17 protein-coding genes are annotated in these 17,493 nt (G+C 37.2%); 13 read left to right on the top strand and 4 right to left on the bottom strand.

The genetic code is table 11. The annotated features are described in order from the left end of the window. Nucleotides 1-10: 10 nt before the first annotated feature. On the bottom strand, nt 11-736 hold the full coding sequence (locus tag MUW56_RS20860; protein WP_292015005.1) for an RNA methyltransferase: 726 nt from the start codon (nt 734-736) through the stop codon (nt 11-13). Between MUW56_RS20860 and MUW56_RS20855 the strand changes: the two genes are divergently transcribed. Next, nucleotides 722-3,322, top strand: a complete 2,601-nt coding sequence (locus tag MUW56_RS20855; protein ID WP_292015004.1) for a BamA/TamA family outer membrane protein — start codon at nt 722-724, stop codon at nt 3,320-3,322. The genes MUW56_RS20860 and MUW56_RS20855 overlap by 15 nt on opposite strands. On the opposite strand, the gene MUW56_RS20850 is transcribed toward MUW56_RS20855, so the two are convergent. Both MUW56_RS20850 and MUW56_RS20845 read right to left on the bottom strand, forming a co-directional pair. Then, nucleotides 3,319-3,936, bottom strand: a complete 618-nt coding sequence (locus MUW56_RS20850; protein ID WP_292015003.1) for an ElyC/SanA/YdcF family protein — start codon at nt 3,934-3,936, stop codon at nt 3,319-3,321. The genes MUW56_RS20855 and MUW56_RS20850 overlap by 4 nt on opposite strands. Next, nucleotides 3,933-5,057, bottom strand: coding sequence for a ferredoxin--NADP reductase (locus MUW56_RS20845; protein WP_292015002.1), 1,125 nt, complete (start codon nt 5,055-5,057; stop codon nt 3,933-3,935). Before MUW56_RS20845 ends, MUW56_RS20850 begins: the two co-directional genes overlap by 4 nt. A gap of 32 nt (nt 5,058-5,089) precedes the next feature. On the opposite strand from MUW56_RS20845, the gene MUW56_RS20840 reads away from it, so the two are divergent. The 12 genes from MUW56_RS20840 (at nt 5,090) to MUW56_RS20785 (ending at nt 16,716) form a co-directional block, all read left to right on the top strand. Further along, nucleotides 5,090-5,563 carry a TlpA family protein disulfide reductase gene (locus MUW56_RS20840; protein ID WP_292015001.1) on the top strand — a complete coding sequence of 158 codons (474 nt, stop codon included), beginning with the start codon at nt 5,090-5,092 and terminating at the stop codon, nt 5,561-5,563. 108 nt (nt 5,564-5,671) lie between these two features. After that, entirely contained in the window at nt 5,672-6,643 is a 972-nt protein-coding gene (locus MUW56_RS20835; protein WP_292015000.1) for an iron ABC transporter permease, read from the top strand. 631 nt (nt 6,644-7,274) lie between these two features. Then, on the top strand, nt 7,275-8,198 hold the full coding sequence (locus MUW56_RS20830; RefSeq protein ID WP_292014999.1) for an ABC transporter ATP-binding protein: 924 nt from the start codon (nt 7,275-7,277) through the stop codon (nt 8,196-8,198). Between the two features lie 165 nt (nt 8,199-8,363). Next, nucleotides 8,364-8,816, top strand: coding sequence for a MarR family transcriptional regulator (locus MUW56_RS20825; protein ID WP_292015456.1), 453 nt, complete (start codon nt 8,364-8,366; stop codon nt 8,814-8,816). Between the two features lie 55 nt (nt 8,817-8,871). After that, nucleotides 8,872-11,277 (top strand): 3-hydroxyacyl-CoA dehydrogenase/enoyl-CoA hydratase family protein, encoded by a 2,406-nt coding sequence (locus MUW56_RS20820; RefSeq protein ID WP_292014998.1) that lies wholly within the window; start codon nt 8,872-8,874, stop codon nt 11,275-11,277. Nucleotides 11,278-11,454: 177 nt separating this feature from the next. After that, nucleotides 11,455-11,829, top strand: a complete 375-nt coding sequence (locus tag MUW56_RS20815) for a transposase (RefSeq protein WP_367118543.1) — start codon at nt 11,455-11,457, stop codon at nt 11,827-11,829. Between the two features lie 104 nt (nt 11,830-11,933). Beyond that, nucleotides 11,934-13,112, top strand: coding sequence for an acetyl-CoA C-acyltransferase (locus tag MUW56_RS20810; protein WP_292014997.1), 1,179 nt, complete (start codon nt 11,934-11,936; stop codon nt 13,110-13,112). 35 nt (nt 13,113-13,147) lie between these two features. Further along, nucleotides 13,148-13,510 (top strand): four helix bundle protein, encoded by a 363-nt coding sequence (locus MUW56_RS20805; RefSeq protein WP_292014996.1) that lies wholly within the window; start codon nt 13,148-13,150, stop codon nt 13,508-13,510. A 59-nt stretch (nt 13,511-13,569) separates the two neighbouring features. Continuing rightward, nucleotides 13,570-15,348 (top strand): acyl-CoA dehydrogenase family protein, encoded by a 1,779-nt coding sequence (locus tag MUW56_RS20800; protein ID WP_292014995.1) that lies wholly within the window; start codon nt 13,570-13,572, stop codon nt 15,346-15,348. Between the two features lie 160 nt (nt 15,349-15,508). After that, a complete protein-coding gene (locus MUW56_RS20795; protein WP_292014994.1) occupies nt 15,509-15,793 on the top strand; it encodes a hypothetical protein in 285 nt (94 codons plus the stop codon). Nucleotides 15,794-15,851: 58 nt separating this feature from the next. Further along, nucleotides 15,852-16,187, top strand: coding sequence for a YegP family protein (locus MUW56_RS20790; RefSeq protein WP_292014993.1), 336 nt, complete (start codon nt 15,852-15,854; stop codon nt 16,185-16,187). A gap of 82 nt (nt 16,188-16,269) precedes the next feature. Beyond that, complete coding sequence (locus MUW56_RS20785; RefSeq protein WP_292014992.1) at nt 16,270-16,716, top strand: phosphohydrolase; 447 nt, start codon at nt 16,270-16,272, stop codon at nt 16,714-16,716. Here MUW56_RS20785 and MUW56_RS20780 read toward each other — a convergent pair. Next, the gene (locus MUW56_RS20780; RefSeq protein WP_292014991.1) at nt 16,713-17,429 is read right to left on the bottom strand and encodes a DUF2490 domain-containing protein; all 717 of its coding nucleotides are present in this window, start codon (nt 17,427-17,429) and stop codon (nt 16,713-16,715) included. The genes MUW56_RS20785 and MUW56_RS20780 overlap by 4 nt on opposite strands. Between the last annotated feature and the right edge of the window lie 64 nt (nt 17,430-17,493).

The raw sequence follows: 17,493 nt of genomic DNA, 5'->3' as shown, positions 1-17,493 counted from the left end.
TATCTAAAAGTTATTTAGAAAACAATTGTCCTAAAATAATTCCTGCCGCCATTGAAACATTTAAGCTTTCTGTGGACTGGGATTTTCCAAACCTTGGAATACTGATGCTTTTCTGGAGCAGTTTCTCCGTTTCCGGTCTCATTCCATTTCCCTCATTCCCTAAAATCAGATTGAGCCTCTCAGGCTGATCAAAAGTATAAATACTCTCTCCCTCCATATCCGTCCCGATATTGACATTACCGGTGGCTGAAAGATATTCAACAAGATCTGTATACACGATATTGACTCTGGTAAAAGATCCCATACTGGCCTGAATAACCTTTGGATTGTAGAAATCAACGGTATCTTCGCTGCAGATGATCTGCTCTATTCCGAACCAGTCGGCCAGCCGGATCATGGTCCCCAGGTTTCCCGGATCCTGAATTCCATCCAGGACAAGCTGTATATTCTTATCCTCAGCCTGTTCTTCCGGAGCCAGATAACACACCGCGACAGAATCTTTCGGCGTTTTAAGAAAGCTGATTTTTTTTAACTCATTTTCAGAGATATGGACAATGGGAACATCTGTACGGTCCAATTTTTGCGGATCCGTTGAGAATATTTCTTTAACTTTAATATTAGAATTAAAAAGTTCACAAATGATTTTGTTACCTTCAACCAAAAACAAATTGTATTTTTGTCTGAACTTCTTTTTATCTAAAGACTGTAAAACTTTTATTGTATGAGCTGTAAGCATTATAAGAATTCTCCTCAAAAATATTATAAAATTATCTCATTTGCAACATTTGTTGGTCTCCTTTATGCTTGTAGTACGACAAAAAAAGTTCCGGATGGGGAATACCTTCTTACCAGGAACAACTTTGAATTCGAGGATAAGAGAGAGTTTTTTGATGAAGAACTGAAAGATTACGTTCAGCAGAAGCCCAACAAAAAACAGCTTCTTTTCATGCCTTTAACACTGGCTTTTTACAATATGGCCAATCCTAAATACGATACCATTCTTAATGAATACATGACGTATCCCAGTGAAATGAGAAATCAGAAGCTAAGGGATTCCCTATTCATTAAATACAATATGAAAAGCAGTGTCGGAAAAAATCTTTTTTTAGACCGTGTATTGCACAACTGGGGTACTCCTCCAGTAATTCTGGATCAGACCAGAAGTGAGAAAAGCGCTGAATCTATTGAAAAAAGGCTGGTTTACAGAGGTTTCTGGGATGCGGATGTGACCTACAAACATAAGCTGGATTCTGCTTCTAAAAAGGCTGCCGTTAATTACTTTATCAGGCATAATGATCCTACGTATATTAAAGATTATTATTACAATATTCCTGATCAGGGAATAAAAAATATTTATGCCCACCTTAAAGATAAAAGTCTTGTGAGAGCGGGCCAAATCCTTGACCAGACTGTTCTTGAAAAAGAGGTGACCCGGATTACCGATCTCATGAAAGACTTCGGATATTATAGATTCAACAGTAATAATGATGAGGTGTATTTTGTTGCTGATTCCTTAAAGAGTAAGAAACAGATTCCCCTTACTCTGGAGATTCATAAAGATTCTTTAGACCGGCCATATAAAGTGGCTACTTTTGGAAATATAGATGTAGCTATTGTAGATGAACCCGGTGATTATCCTAAAAATACGGTTAAAGACAGTTTAAGAAGGGTAAGATTCCATAAGATGGATAATAAATATAAAACGTCATCATTATGGAGAGCAGTCATTGTGGACAGTAAACAGGTGTATGATCAGAAAAAATTAGATGTCACCAAGAGAAATTTCCTGGCAATGAATAATTTCAGCATTGTAAAAGCCAGGGACTCTTTAAGACAAGGCGGAATCACCTCACCTAATGATAGTATTGTAGACGTTTTATATGTATTAAAACCACTTCCTAAATACGACCTTAAAGTAGGAACGGATATTAATTATTCCCAGGTACTGAACCTAGGGATCTCTCCCTCTATAGACCTTACGACAAGGAATGTCTTCAGAGGTGCAGAAAACCTTTCCACAAGTATTTCCGGAACCTTCGGATCCATCAGAAGTACACAGAATATCGATAAAAGGACAACCGCTTATGAAATCTCTGCCCAGGCATCCCTTAATTTCCCGAGGCTCCTGCTCCCTTTTAATTATTACAAATTTATCCCTAAACGGTATACCCCTACATCATCCATTCTTCTGGGAGCCTCAGTACAAAATAATATAGGCCTGGGAAGGGTCAATTTCAATACAGGATTAAACTATCAGGCGAGTGTCAATGATCAGGTATATCATAAACTGACTTTGTTCAACACGCAGATCAGTTTAACAAAGAATAAAGATGCCTATTATGATTATTTCGTGAATGATGGAAAGGTAAGAGACGACATTTTTGGCAGTTATTTTGCGTTCAAACCTCAGGTTGGAACCGATTACGAAGCTAAAAAACTCAGCGTTGATGATGTTTCAAAGCTTATTTTATTAGATGATAAATACCGGGCCAGCCTGAATCAGCAGGGAACAGATCTTCTGACGGCATTCAGAGGAACATTGGTCAATAAAGACAGGCAGACACAAGACGTCCTTATTTCTTCCATGCTCTATAACTTCGTGTATAGTGAGATTGGAAAAAAAGACTATCCTAACGCTTTTTACTTCAATGGTAAAGTGGAACTTGCCGGTAATATTTTAAGCTTATTCAATAAAAAAGATAATGATGGCGGAGTGGTCACTTCACCTCAAAAAACCATTTTTGGAATCCCTTATGCTCAGTTTGTAAAATTTGATATTGACACAAGAAAATATTTCAAATTCAACGGAAACCAGACTTTAGTGCTCCGTCAGTTCATCGGGGTTGGAATTCCGTATGGGAACTCTCAGGATATGCCTATCATCAAGTCTTATTTCAATGGAGGATCCAATGATATCAGAGCGTGGGTGGCATTTGGAGGTTTGGGTCCAGCAGATTCCCAGGTAGATGAAAGGGTGCGTACCTATATGACCGATAACCTAAAACTGACTACCAATATAGAATACCGGATTCCATTCAACAATATGTATGAAGGTGCCTTATTTACCGATATCGGTAATACCTGGAGTCTTCGTAATTACAATGACGGATACGGAGATGAATTTAAATTCAATAAATTCCTAAGACAAGTGGGTATAGGGAGTGGATTTGGACTAAGGATCAATATCGCTTATATTACTGCCAGAATAGATCTTGCATATAAGATTTACGATCCTAACAAACCGGAGGGAGACCGTTGGAGGTTCAAAAATTTCCAGCCTTTCAAGCCTACTCTTAATATTGCGTTCGGATATCCTTTCTAATCCGGAGAAACGCCTAAAATAAAATACACTACAGCAATGACACGGGCGAGGATTTCCCTCGCCTGATTTCTGTAAAAACTTTCAGGTTTTGTCACATCCTGTGCATCAAATCCCAAAGCATTCATATCATTATTTCTTGCAAAAAACAATGCCCTAAGATTATGATAACCTTGTGATACAATAATCACATTTTTCTTTTTGTAAACGTCCTTACAGCGTAATATACTTTTATAGGTGTTGAATCCTTTTGGATCCTCTACAATGATATCTCCGGGAACCCCTTCCTGATAGACCAGATAGTTTTTCATCGCAGCAGGTTCATTGTACCCTTTGCTCTTTTCTCCACTGACAATAATCTTTTTGATTTTTCCGTGATGATAAAGAAGAGCTGCCGCATCCATTCTTTTGGTAAAATAAGGATTGGAAAGCCCGGATCTCATTTTGGGAGATGTCCCCAGGACCAGAGCGATTTCCCTGGGTGGGATCTTGGATATTTTGGTATAGGTACGTCCGTTAGTCAGCCCGAAAACCCAGGCATTACAAAAACATATCAACAGAATTCCTAACTCTATTGATATAACCCCAAGCCCAAATATGTTTTTAATAACTCTCAACTAAGATCAAAGTTAAGCTTTATTTTTTTACTTTTCACAATAGACATACAAGCTAATATATGACCCTGCGCCTCCTCTTTTTCAGTTAAGTACTCATTCTCAAGAAGTTCTACTTCTCCTTCATCCAAAGAACATTCACAACTTCCGCAAATTCCGGATTTACAAGAGTACGGCACAGGAAACTTCTGATTCAAAAGCTGTTGCAATACTCTATCCCTGTTATCAGGAAGTACAGTGGTATAATTTTTTCCCAACATCGTAAACTCCACTTCTATATTCTCAATAAGCGGAAACTCCTTTTCTACAGGATAAATATCATCATTATACTCTTCAAAAAGTTCAAAATGAATATTTTTTTTCGGAATTCCATGATGATAGCAGGCGTTGGCCAGTGTTTTTATCATTTCTCCCTTTCCACAGATCAATACTTCATCTACCGCATCCCAGATCGTTGATTCTTCATCCGTATCATCCAGATGCAGAATCTGGTTGATGATTAGGTTTAATTTTTTCTCATCCAGCCTGCCATAGAAAAACTGATCACCCGTTTTTTCCTGTGAAAAGAAGTAAAAGATCTGCAGCCTGTCCCCGCAAGTTCTGGCAAGGTTATCCAGCTGATTTCTATAGATCAGTTCTTCAGAACTTTTATTTCCGAAGAATAAAAACAATCTTGTTCTTGGCTCATTATGGAGAATATTTTTAAAATGGCTCAAAATCGGAGTAATTCCGATACCGGCTGCAAACGCAACAATGGTCCTGAATTCACTTGGCTTGGATACTAAAGTAAATCTTCCGGAAGGTTCGCTTACCTGTAGCTGATCTCCTACATTATAGTTTTGAAATAACTGTGAAGTCGCTCCCTCAGAAGAGTTTACCTTGATTCCCAAACATATTTTACCTTCATACGGAGCAGAAGTCATTGAATAATCATTAATCACTTCTTTCCCATGGGATTGAAATTTAACACTCACGAACTGCCCTGCTTCAAACTTAAAATTTTCCTTTAAATTCTCAGGAATTTCAAACTCCAGAGAAAAAGTATTTTTGGTCAGTTCTTCCTTTTTCGCTACTTTTAACCAATGAAACTGTATCAGTTTCCCTTTATAGATTTGTTGTTCCATACTTCAATTCAAAAATAGATAAAAAATAATTTATGAAGAAGATAATTTTATCCACGCTTATTCTTACTGCTCTTTACAGCTGTAAAAAAGAGGGTCAGAAAACAGATAATACTTCAACGGATTCACTTGCTGTCACCAAAAATACGCCTACAGAAGCAGGTGCCTATGTTCCCAAAGAACTTTCTCCTGAAAATGTAGGACAGTATCTGGCTAAAAATAATGACACTTTATATGTTACCAATTTTTTTGCCACATGGTGCGGCCCATGTATGAGAGAGATTCCAAGTTTTAAAAATAAAATACAGGAATTAAAAGGAAAACCTGTTAAGTTCACTTTTGTGAACCTGGATGATAAATCTGACTGGGATGGCGCAGTGAAAAATTTTGTCGTAGAAAATAATTTAGGTGATCATGTTATCTTACTGGACGGACAAAAATTGATCAAAACTTCTTCTCTAATAATTTCAAACAATGGGACGGAGGTTCTATTCCTTTCACGTTTATGAGAAAAGGAGACAAAACAGATGAATATCTGGGAATGATGACAGAGGAAGTATTGAACTCAAAAATCGCTTCTTTTTTAAAGTAAAACATACAGAAACTCTTTCTGAATAATGTCAAAAAGGTTTAAGATCCTGTGTTTATTGTTTGTGGTAGCTATCATGATAGGTGCTGTCATTAATCTGAACACAGGATTTTTAAGTTTACGTTTCCAGGATTTTTTCCAGAACTCTGCCCATAACCAGATTGCTGAAATCCGCATCAACCGTGTATTGGTGATGCTTCTGGCTGGAATTTCAATTCCTACTTCCGGTTTTCTGATGCAGGAATATTTTCAGAACCCATTAGCCGGTCCGGATATCCTGGGAATCACTTCAGTAGCCAGTTTATCCGTAGCGTTTTATATTTTCTTTTCCCATGATATTCTCCTTCCTGAATTTCTTCAGAACAGTTTTCTGAGTTTATCAGCGATTGGTGGAAGTCTGGTTTTAATGCTGGTCTTACTGTCAATGTCTAATCAGTTCCAGGATAAGTCTTATCTTATTATTTTCGGATTCCTGATCTCTGCATTTGCCGGAGCTATTGTTTCTCTGCTTCAGCTCTATGCAGAAAACCAAAGTCTGAAAAATTATATCTTATGGTCTTTCGGAGCTAATAATATGGTAAGCAGGAATCAAATTTATGTTTTGTCGGTATTGGTAGCCATCGGGTTATTTTTCTGCTTTAAAACCATAAAACCTCTGATTGGAAATTCTTTGGGCACGTCATACGCCAAGAGTTTAGGGGTGAACCTTAAACAGTTGAAATTATTGATCATCGTAGCTTCCTCCCTTCTTTCAGCTTCTATTACCGCTTTTTTAGGACCTATTCTGTTTATTGGAATTATTGTTCCTCATTTCTGCAGATTGGTTTATAATCCCTCCAGGCTATGGCAGCAATGGATCCTGAACATGTTCCTGGGGATGCTGGTCATGCTGTTTTTTTCTGTTATTGCAGAGAAAACCCAGATTCCTCTGAATGTGATAAGTTCTGTCTTTGGAATTCCTGTGATATTGATGATGCTTTTGAAACAGAATAAAGTGTGATTCTGAATTGGTAAAACGCAAAGACGCAAGTTATTTATTTATAACACGTAGTTAAGACGCAAAGATTTTATCGAAGATAAAATTGAATGCTGAATTATTAAGGTTATTAAAATTAATTGGCATCCATAACCTTCTAGTCTGATATTTAAAGTAAAGAGATGAAACAGTATAAAATTTGACTTGTCAAATTCCTTGCGCCTTAAAAACAGCATTCTTGCAAAACTTTTGCGCCCTTGCGTTTAACCATAAAATACAGCATAAAGGAACAAACATAATTCTAAATTAGTTAAACGCAAAGACGCAATTATTTATTTGTAGCACGTAGTTAAGACGCAAAGATTTTATCGAAGATAAAATTGAATGCTGAATTATTAAGGATTATTAAAATTAATTGGCATCCATAACCTTCTAGTCTGATATTTAAAGTAAAGAGATGAAACAGTATAAAATTTGACTTGTCAAATTCCTTGCGCCTTAAAAACAGTATTTTTGTAAAACTTTTGCGCCCTTGCGTTTAACCATAAAATACAGCATATAAGTATAAAACAGATATACCGCATGGCACAGATTTTTGAAAATAATTTCATAACTTTTCCCGCTCCTATTTTTAATTCTTATTTTTCATTACATCATGCACCTACAGATCAAACAAGCAGATATAGGCTACAATAAAACTTTAATTTCCAATGCCAGTGCAGAATTAAAGCTTGGAGACGTATGCCTCCTGATCGGTAACAACGGCGTGGGAAAAACAACTTTAATAAAATCTATTCTGCATCAGATCCCTTTACTGAGCGGCCAGATTTTAATCAATGGCCAACAGGTAAAAAAACTTTCGGTAAAAGAAATTGCAGAGCATATTGCTGTCGTATTTTCAAAATCTGTAGTTCCGCAGCATTATACGGTAGAGGATTTAATTTCATTGGGAAAGTACATCTACTACCCTTTCTATTTCGAATTAAAACCAGAAGACCGAAAAGAGGTTTCCCATATTATTGATGAATTAGAATTAAAGCAATATCAACATATTCCCCTTAAAAACCTCTCGGACGGAAACCTGCAAAAAGCATTCATTGGGCGGGCCATTACCCAGAACTCTTCTATTATTATCCTGGATGAACCCACCACCCATCTGGATGAGAAAAATAAAATCATCATCCTTAAAACCCTGAGAAAACTGGCTAAAGAACAGAACAAACTGATCCTGTTTTCATCTCATGACTGGAGGCTGGCTAAAGAATTTGCAGATAAGATATGGTATGTAAAAGATACCCAACTGCATTCCGGAATTGTAGAAGATATTTTACTCCAACATGATGAACTCACCAACATCTCATTATTTCAAATGAGTGAGAGTTTTATTCCTCCGCACATCTCGGCACCCCAGATATATAAGGAAATGCTGTATTCACTGCTCCAAAAAAACTTTCAAAAAGACCTTTCTTCCCTACATTTTGAATTTCAGAACAATTTTTGGGTAATTGCTAAAGATAACGCGGAACAACAATGCGGATCTTTTGAAGAAATTATAAATTACATCACAAACTTTCACTAATACAAAGTTTTTATTGATTATTCCACATACTATGCATGCATAGTATTATGCTAATCATACAATTTAATCCGTTTACTATCAGGTTATTAACAAAATTTAACGTTAGTAAATATTATGCATGCATAATATTTACTAAATTTGGGTAAAACCATTGGTGCAAAAATGATGGATAATAATAAGGAAAAAATAGAAAACGTAGATTTAATTTTAAAACAGACCTGGCTGGCTGTTTCAAAAATGTACACAGAATTAGCTCAAGAACACGATTCTACAGCTGTACAGGCCCTCACCCTTCTTAAAATTGATCCCAAAGAAGGAACCCGAAGTACTAATCTTGGTCCTAAGATGGCCATAGAACCTACTTCTTTGACTAGAATCATAAAACTTCTGGAAGACAACGGATATATCTATAAGGAAAAGACAACCGCTGATAAAAGAGAGGTTATCATTAAACTTACGGATAAAGGACTGAACTCCAGAAACATGTCCAAGGAAGTAGTGGTCAACTTTAACAAAAAGGTGATGGAGAAGATTGCTCCTGAAAAAATGGAAACTTTCAAAGAGGTGATGACTGAAATCATGAAAATAGCCAACGAACTATTGAACAACAGAAAATAAATTATAATGAGACCGTATGGTTGCATATAACCTTATTAATAATAAAATTTTACATATGAAAAGAAGAATCAAACATGTAACGGTTCTTGGATCAGGAATTATGGGAAGCGGTATTGCAGCTCACTTCGCCAACATTGGTGTTGAGGTGTTGCTGTTGGATATTGTTCCTTTTGAGCTGACTGAAGCTGAGCAGAAAAAAGGTTTGACCAAAGATGACAAAGCAGTAAGAAACAGAATTGCTGCTGAAAACTTTGAAAAACTTAAAAAAGCAAGTCCTGCACTTCTTTATTCTCCAAAGTTTGCAGACAGAATCAAGGTAGGAAATTTCGATGATGATTTACAGAAAATTAAAAATACAGACTGGATCATTGAAGTAGTGGTAGAAAGACTTGACATCAAGAAATCGGTATATGAAAAGATTGAACAGTTCAGAAAACCGGGAACATTAATTTCTTCCAATACATCCGGAATCCCTATCCACTTACTGACAGAAGGAAGAAGCGAAGACTTCAAAAAGTATTTTGCAGGAACCCACTTCTTTAATCCGGTAAGATACCTTCCTCTTTTAGAGATCATCCCTACCCACGACACAGCTCCCGAGATCATAGATTTCTATATGAACTATGGAGCAAAATTCCTGGGCAAGACCACTGTTTTGGCAAAAGATACTCCAGCGTTTATCGCTAACAGAATCGGGGTATTCTCGATGATGGATCTTCTTCATAATGTACAGAAACTGGGACTTACTGTTTCTGATGTAGATAAATTAACAGGTCCTGTAATCGGACGTCCTAAATCAGCAACGTTCAGAACGGCTGATGTAGTAGGTCTTGATACCCTGGTCATGGTGGCAAACGGTGTCCGTCAAAGCGGTGCTGAAGCGAATGACTTCAATGATGTCTTTGCTCTTCCCGGCTATATCCAAAAAATGATGGATAATAAATGGCTGGGTTCAAAAACAGAACAAGGATTCTATAAAAAAGTAAAAAATGCAGACGGTAAATCTGAAATTCACGGATTAAATCTCGATACCTTAGAATATGAACTTCAGGGAAAATCTTCATTCCCTACCCTGGAATTAACAAAAACCATTGATAAGCCAATCGACAGATTCAAAGTATTGATTGGTGGTAAAGATAAAGCAGGTGAACTGTACAGAAAATCTTTCGGAGCATTATTCGCTTATGTTTCGCATAAGGTTCCTGAAATTTCTGATGAAGTATATAAAATTGATGATGCTATGAGAGCCGGTTTCGGATGGGAAAATGGTCCGTTTGAAATTTGGGATGCTGTAGGAGTAGCCAAAGGGATTGAACTGGCAAAAGATGCCGGATACGAAGTTTCAGACTGGGCAAAATCTTTAGCTGAAAAAGGGGAAACCTTCTATAAAGTAAATGATGAGGGACAAAGTATCTATTACGATAAGAACTCAGGAAATTATAACAATATTCCGGGTCAGGACGCTTTCATCATCTTAGATAATATCAGAAAAAATAAAACAATCTGGAGTAATTCCGGAGCCGCTATTGAAGATCTGGGAGACGGAATCATCAATTTTGAGATCCGTTCAAAAATGAACTCTCTGGGAGGCGAAGTTCTTGATGGACTAAACAGAGCTATTGACTTAGCCGAAAAAGAATATGACGGATTAGTAGTCGGAAACCAAGGAGCCAACTTCTCTGTAGGTGCTAACCTTGCCATGATCCTTATGATGGCTATTGAGCAGGATTGGGATGATTTAAACATGGCTATTGCCTATTTCCAGAAAACCATGATGAGAGTACGCTACTCCTCTATTCCTGTAGTGGTAGCTCCTCACGGAATGACGCTAGGAGGCGGATGCGAAATGACGATGCATGCAGACAGAGTGGTTGCCGCAGCAGAAACTTACATCGGTCTGGTAGAAACAGGAGTTGGGGTAATCCCTGGCGGTGGCGGTACCAAAGAACTGACCCTAAGAACTTCACGAGAATTCCATAGCGATGATGTTAAAAACAACAGACTTCGTGATGCATTCATGAATATCGCCATGGGTAAAGTAGCCACTTCGGCTTATGAAGCTTATGATATGGGAATCCTTGAAAAAGGTAAAGATATCGTTTCCGTAAGCAAAAACAGACAGATTGCAGAAGCTAAAAAAGTAGCAAAACTATTAGCTGAACAAGGATATACACAACCGATCGAGCAAAAAGTAAAAGTCTTAGGAAAAGATGCTCTGGGAATGTTCTATGTAGGAACAGACCAAATGCTTACAGGGAATTTCATTTCTGAACATGACAAGAAAATTGCAGATAAACTGGCTAACGTAATGGTAGGCGGAAACTTGTCTGAACCAACTGTAGTTACTGAACAGTATCTATTGAACCTTGAAAGAGAAACTTTCCTTCAGCTTTGCGGAGAAAGAAAAACTTTGGAGAGAATTCAGTACATGTTGCAAAACGGAAAACCATTAAGAAACTAACGGGGAGCTCCGTAGGAGCGAACTGTTAATAGCTATGAATAATGTTAAAAATTGGAGAGCCTCGTAGAGGCGACCTGTTAATTTTTATGGCAAACACCTACACGCAGATTTATATTCAAATTGTTTTCGCTGTCAAAGGAAGGCAAAATCTGATTTCAAAAGAAAACAGAGAAAGAATTGCATCAGTTTATTACAGGTATTGTTTCCAATAGAAATCAAAAATTATTCGCCGTTTTTGCAATGCCTGACCATGTTCATATTCTCGTTAGTATGAGTCCAGCCATTTCGATCTCAGATTTAGTAAGAGATCTTAAAGCGGGTTCTTCAAAATTCATCAATGAAAAAGGATGGATGAATGGAAAATTCAATTGGCAGGAAGGGTACGGAGCTTTCTCTTATTCTAAAAGCAGTGTTGATTCTGTTGTAAAATATATTTTAAACCAGGAAGAACATCATAAAAAGAAAACGTTTAGAGAAGAATATCTGGATTTTATGTCAAAATTTGAAATAGAATATGATCCGAAATATTTATTTGAATGGGTTAATGATTAACAGGTCGCTCCTCCGGAGCTCCACCAGGAAAGCATAAACAAATATCTATGAACAGTTGGCCTCTGCAAGGCAAAAACTCTAAAAAAAATTTAATTAAACAAAATATGAAAACAGCATATATAGTAAAAGGTTTCAGAACTGCCGTTGGAAAGGCTCCAAAAGGAAGTTTAAGATTTACAAGACCTGATGTCATGGCGGCTACCGTTATTGAAAAATTGATGGCTGAGCTTCCCCAATTAGATAAAAACAGAATTGATGACCTTATCGTAGGAAATGCAATGCCGGAAGCAGAACAAGGTCTTAATGTGGCACGTCTGATCTCTTTAATGGGGTTAAATACCGATAAAGTTCCGGGAGTAACCGTAAACAGGTATTGTGCTTCAGGAAGTGAGGCGATCGCTATTGCTTCAGCAAAAATTCAGGCAGGAATGGCAGACTGCATTATCGCCGGAGGTACAGAATCGATGTCATATATTCCAATGGGAGGTTATAAGCCTGTTCCTGAAACAGAGATCGCAAAAACGAACCCTGATTACTATTGGGGAATGGGTTACACGGCAGAAGAAGTGGCAAAACAATATAATATCACCAGAGAAGAACAGGACCAGTTTGCTTTTGAATCTCACATGAAGGCCTTAAAAGCGAATCAGGAAGGGAAATTCGCAAACCAGATTGTACCGATTCCTGTAGAATATAATTTCCTGGATGAAAATCAGAAAATGCAGACTAAAAAGTTTGATTTCTCAGTTGATGAAGGTCCGAGAGCTGATACTTCTTTACAAGGTTTAGCAAAACTAAGACCTGTATTTGCCAACGGTGGAAGCGTAACAGCCGGAAACTCTTCTCAAATGAGTGACGGAGCTGCTTTTGTCATGGTAATGAGTGAAGAAATGGTAAAAGAGCTGGGCCTGGAACCTGAAGCTAGATTAGTAGCGTATGCTGCTGCCGGACTTGAACCAAGAATAATGGGAATGGGACCTGTCTATGCGATTCCAAAAGCTTTAAAACAAGCTGGCTTGGAATTAAAAGATATCGACCTGATCGAGCTTAATGAAGCCTTCGCCTCTCAATCTGTTGCTATTAAGAAAGAGCTAGGGCTAAATCCTGACATTTTAAATGTAAACGGAGGAGCCATCGCCCTAGGCCACCCACTGGGATGCACCGGAACGAAACTAACGGTTCAGCTTCTTGACGAAATGAGAAAACGCGGCAACAAGTACGGAATGGTTTCCATGTGCGTAGGAACAGGACAAGGCGCTGCTTCGATATTTGAATTACTTTAAGAAATTTTGAATTATGGATTTTAAATTTTGAATCGATGCAAAAAGAAAATTTAATCAAAGAAAAGACATTCAGTTTTGCATTATCAATTATTGAGCTATATAAAATCTGTAAATCTCAAAACGAATTTATACTTTCAAAACAATTATTACGAAGTGGAACTTCTATTGGTGCAAATGTTCAGGAAGCTTTAGCCGGATTTTCAGAAAAAGATTTTCTTCACAAAATGTCTGTTGCCAGCAAAGAAGCCAGAGAAACACAGTATTGGATTGATTTATTATCACAATCTCAATTGGTGAAATTTGATGAAACAAAATATAAAGCAGAGATACAAGGTATTGTAAATATTTTAACGTCAATTGTCAAAACACTTCAAGACAAATTAAAACTGAAAGAGTAATTCAAAATCCATAATCTAAAATTCAAGATTATAATAATTAAAATTTAAAATAATAACAAATGAGCAATATAATTAAGGGCGGGGAATTCCTGATCAAACAAATTCCTGCAAATGAAATTTTCAGTCTTGAAGAACTGAACGAAGAACAAAAAATGCTTCGTGATTCTGCAAAAGAATTTATTGACAGAGAAGTGGTTCCTCAAAAAGAACGTTTTGAAAAGAAAGATTATGCATTCACTGAAGAAACAATGCGTAAGCTTGGTGAAATGGGAATGTTGGGAATTGCCGTTCCTGAAGAATACGGAGGATTAGGAATGGGCTTTGTAACGACCATGCTTGCCTGTGACTATCTTTCCGGAACTACAGGATCATTGGCAACAGCTTATGGAGCACACACAGGTATCGGTACACTTCCTATCGTGCTTTACGGAACGGAAGAGCAAAAGAAAAAATATCTTCCGGATTTAGCAACTGGAACAAAGTTTGGCGCTTACTGCTTAACGGAGCCGGATGCTGGTTCTGATGCCAATTCAGGAAAAACAAAAGCTAAACTTTCCGAAGACGGAAAACACTATATCATCAATGGTCAGAAAATGTGGATCTCCAATGCAGGATTTGCAGATACATTCACATTATTCGCTAAAATTGATGACGATAAAAATATCACAGGCTTTATCATCAACCGTTCTGAGCTTGAAAATCCTGAAAGCTTAACTTTTGGTGAGGAAGAGCATAAATTAGGAATCCGTGCTTCTTCTACCCGCCAGGTTTTCTTCAATGATATGAAGATTCCTGTAGAAAATCTTTTAGGAGAAAGAAATAATGGTTTTAAGATCGCATTAAACGCACTTAACGTAGGCCGCATCAAATTGGCTGCAGCGTGCCTGGATGCACAGAGAAGAATTTTAAACCACTCTATCCAATATTCTAATGAAAGGAAGCAGTTTGGAGTTTCCATTTCGACTTTCGGGGCGATCAGAAAGAAAATTGCTGAAATGGCGACCGGAGTATTTGTAAGTGAGGCGGGTTCTTACAGAGCCGCTAAAAATGTTCAGGATAAAATTGATGAACTGGTAGCCGGAGGAATGGATCATCAGGCTGCTGAACTGAAAGGAGTTGAAGAATTCGCTGTAGAATGTTCAATCCTTAAAGTATTTGTTTCCGATCTTGCTCAGCATACCGCTGATGAAGGAATCCAGGTATACGGAGGGATGGGATTCTCTGAAGATACTCCAATGGAATCTGCATGGAGAGATTCGAGAATTTCAAGAATCTATGAAGGAACCAATGAAATCAACAGATTATTAGCTGTAGGAATGCTTATTAAGAGAGCCATGAAAGGTGAACTGGACCTTTTATCTCCTGCAATGGCAATCAGCAAAGAATTGATGGGAATTCCTTCATTTGAAGTTCCTGATTATTCAGAATTTATGAGTGAAGAAAAAGCGATCATTGCTAACCTTAAGAAAGTATTCTTAATGGTTTCAGGAGCTGCTCTTCAGAAGTATATGATGGATATTGAAAAGCAACAACATCTATTACTGAATGCCTCTGAGATCCTTAACCAGATCTACATGGCGGAATCTGCAGTATTGAGAGCTGAAAAACACTTCTCCCCTGACTCTGTAGAAGCTGCAATGGCTCAGCTCAACCTTTATAAAGCTGTGGAGAAAATCATTGTTGCCGCTAAAGAAGGAATCATTTCTTTTGCTGAAGGAGATGAGCAGAGAATGATGCTGTCAGGATTAAGAAGATTCACAAAGTATACCAATAATCCGAATGTAGTGGCTTTAACTGAAAAAGTAGCTGCTCACTATATTGAAAAAGGAGCTTATTAGTCTTTTATAACATAAATTTGATTCAGGCGTCTCATTCTTTGAGGCGCTTTTTATTTTTTATTGATTCCATCTATTCTTTGTGAATCTATTTGAATTTACCCCTATTAATTGATTTTGATTTAAAAAAAATCGTTATTTTTATTTTTAAATAAATGAACACATGAAAATATTATTATTTCCACTCCTCTTATTCTCCGCTGCACTTACTGCTCAGAAAAAAGAGGAACTCAAATTTATCCCTAAAACAGATACTGCAAAAATTCTTGAAAAGAAGGGACAGCTGCCGGTAAATTTCGGCATGAATCCAGCCGGATTATATAAAGAGCTTTATAAGATGATGACCATTAAGCCGAAAGATACGATATATATGGCTTTAAAAGAACCTAAAAAGGATGATTCAAAATATAAAATCTTAAATGCCATCACCCTGAAAAACCAAAAATGAATATAAAGAAGGCCATGCCATCCAAATAACCACAAAAACCAATTTAAAAACTATTACCATGGGAAAATTCATTATTTCAAAAAGACCAAACGGTGACTTTCAGTTTAATCTTAAAGCAGGAAACGGACAGGTAATTTTAACCAGTCAGGGATACAATTCAAAATCTTCCTGTGAAAACGGCATCGAATCAGTGAGGACCAACGCTCAGGAGGATTCCAAATTTGAAAGAAATAAAGCCAAAGATGAACGGTGTTATTTTAACCTTAAAGCAGGAAACGGACAGATCATAGGAACCAGCCAGATGTATGAGTCTGAAAATGGAATGGAAAACGGTATAGAATCCGTAAAACATAATGCTCCGCATGCTTCTTTGGAAGAGGATATCAATTTGTAAAAACAACCTGAAATAATCTTACTAAAAATGTCTTATTTTTTTAAGGCATTTTTTATTTTTGTACTCTTATTTTCTTAGAAAAATGACAAAAGAAGAATTACTGAATAAAGCGATAAAGATAGCCGATAAGGCCCATAAAGGACAGACCGATAAATACCATGCGCCATATATTGCCCACGTCATGCGCGTCATGGAATATGGTAAAACAGTGGATGAAAAAATCGTAGGCGTACTTCATGACGTCGTAGAAGACCATCCCACGGAGTTCAGCCTGGATTATTTAAGAAATGAAGGATTCCCGGAATATATTATTTTTGCGGTAAGCTGCCTCACCAAGTTTGACCCGGAAGAAGATTATGATGAATTTATCAAAAGAACAGAAAGGTCTCCCCTTGCTGTAGCTGTAAAGCTTAATGATCTTCGGGACAATATGGATCTCAGAAGAGTAAACAGAGAGCTTACTCCTAAGGATATCAAAAGGTTTAATAAATACCTGAAAGCGTACCGCTATCTGATAGAAAAATATTAATCTGCTCCCGGGAAATCATAAGTCTTAACATGATGATCCGTTCCATCAATGTTAATGTTTAAAGCCAGGTAAATAAAATGTAAATTTTTATTTCCGGAAGCATCAAATTCCCGCTGCCACAGATATCCTGTCAATACTCCAAAATAATCATCGATCTGGTAGCCGAAACCGCCATATACCCTGTTTCTGGCAAAAGTAGGCTTCATCGGGGTTACAAAGAAAACCTCATCGTAAGCATTCGCAAAGACCGTTCCTTTTTGGATGGTCTTGGAGTTTAAAGGAACACTGACATTCAGCCGGTATCGGTAGCGCATCCTCTGAGAAGTTTTATCTGCCTTAGGCTCATAGAACCAACTTTTCTCAGCACGGAAACGGTTTTCAAATTTCACAATTCCTTTTTTTAAATCAATAACATCCTGAAGCCACACTCTAAATTCCTCTTTGCTTAAGCTATGGTTTTTATAATTCACATACCTTCCAAGACCGATAAAGGGTTTGTGGTTTTTGGTAAGGTTGTACCCCAGCCCTCCTTTTATTTCATAGTAATCGGGATAGGTGTAATCTTCATTGCCCCGTAATTGTCCTTCTCCGTAGATGAAAAACTTAGGATGAAACTTATAGGTCAGAGTCACTGCATTAAAGCTGGAAAGATGTTCCTGTGCTTTGAAAAAAGAAATACTTAGAAGCAGACTCAAACCTAAAAGATGTTTCATAAAAAATTTTTGCAAATGTATATGTTTTAACAATTTGTTAATATTAACTTTAATTAATATTGAC

Origin of the sequence: Chryseobacterium sp. (genome assembly GCF_022869225.1) — a bacterium.
Lineage (GTDB): Bacteria > Bacteroidota > Bacteroidia > Flavobacteriales > Weeksellaceae > Chryseobacterium.
The sequence above is the reverse complement of the archived record's forward strand: the minus strand, read 5'-3'. Positions and strand labels throughout refer to the sequence as shown.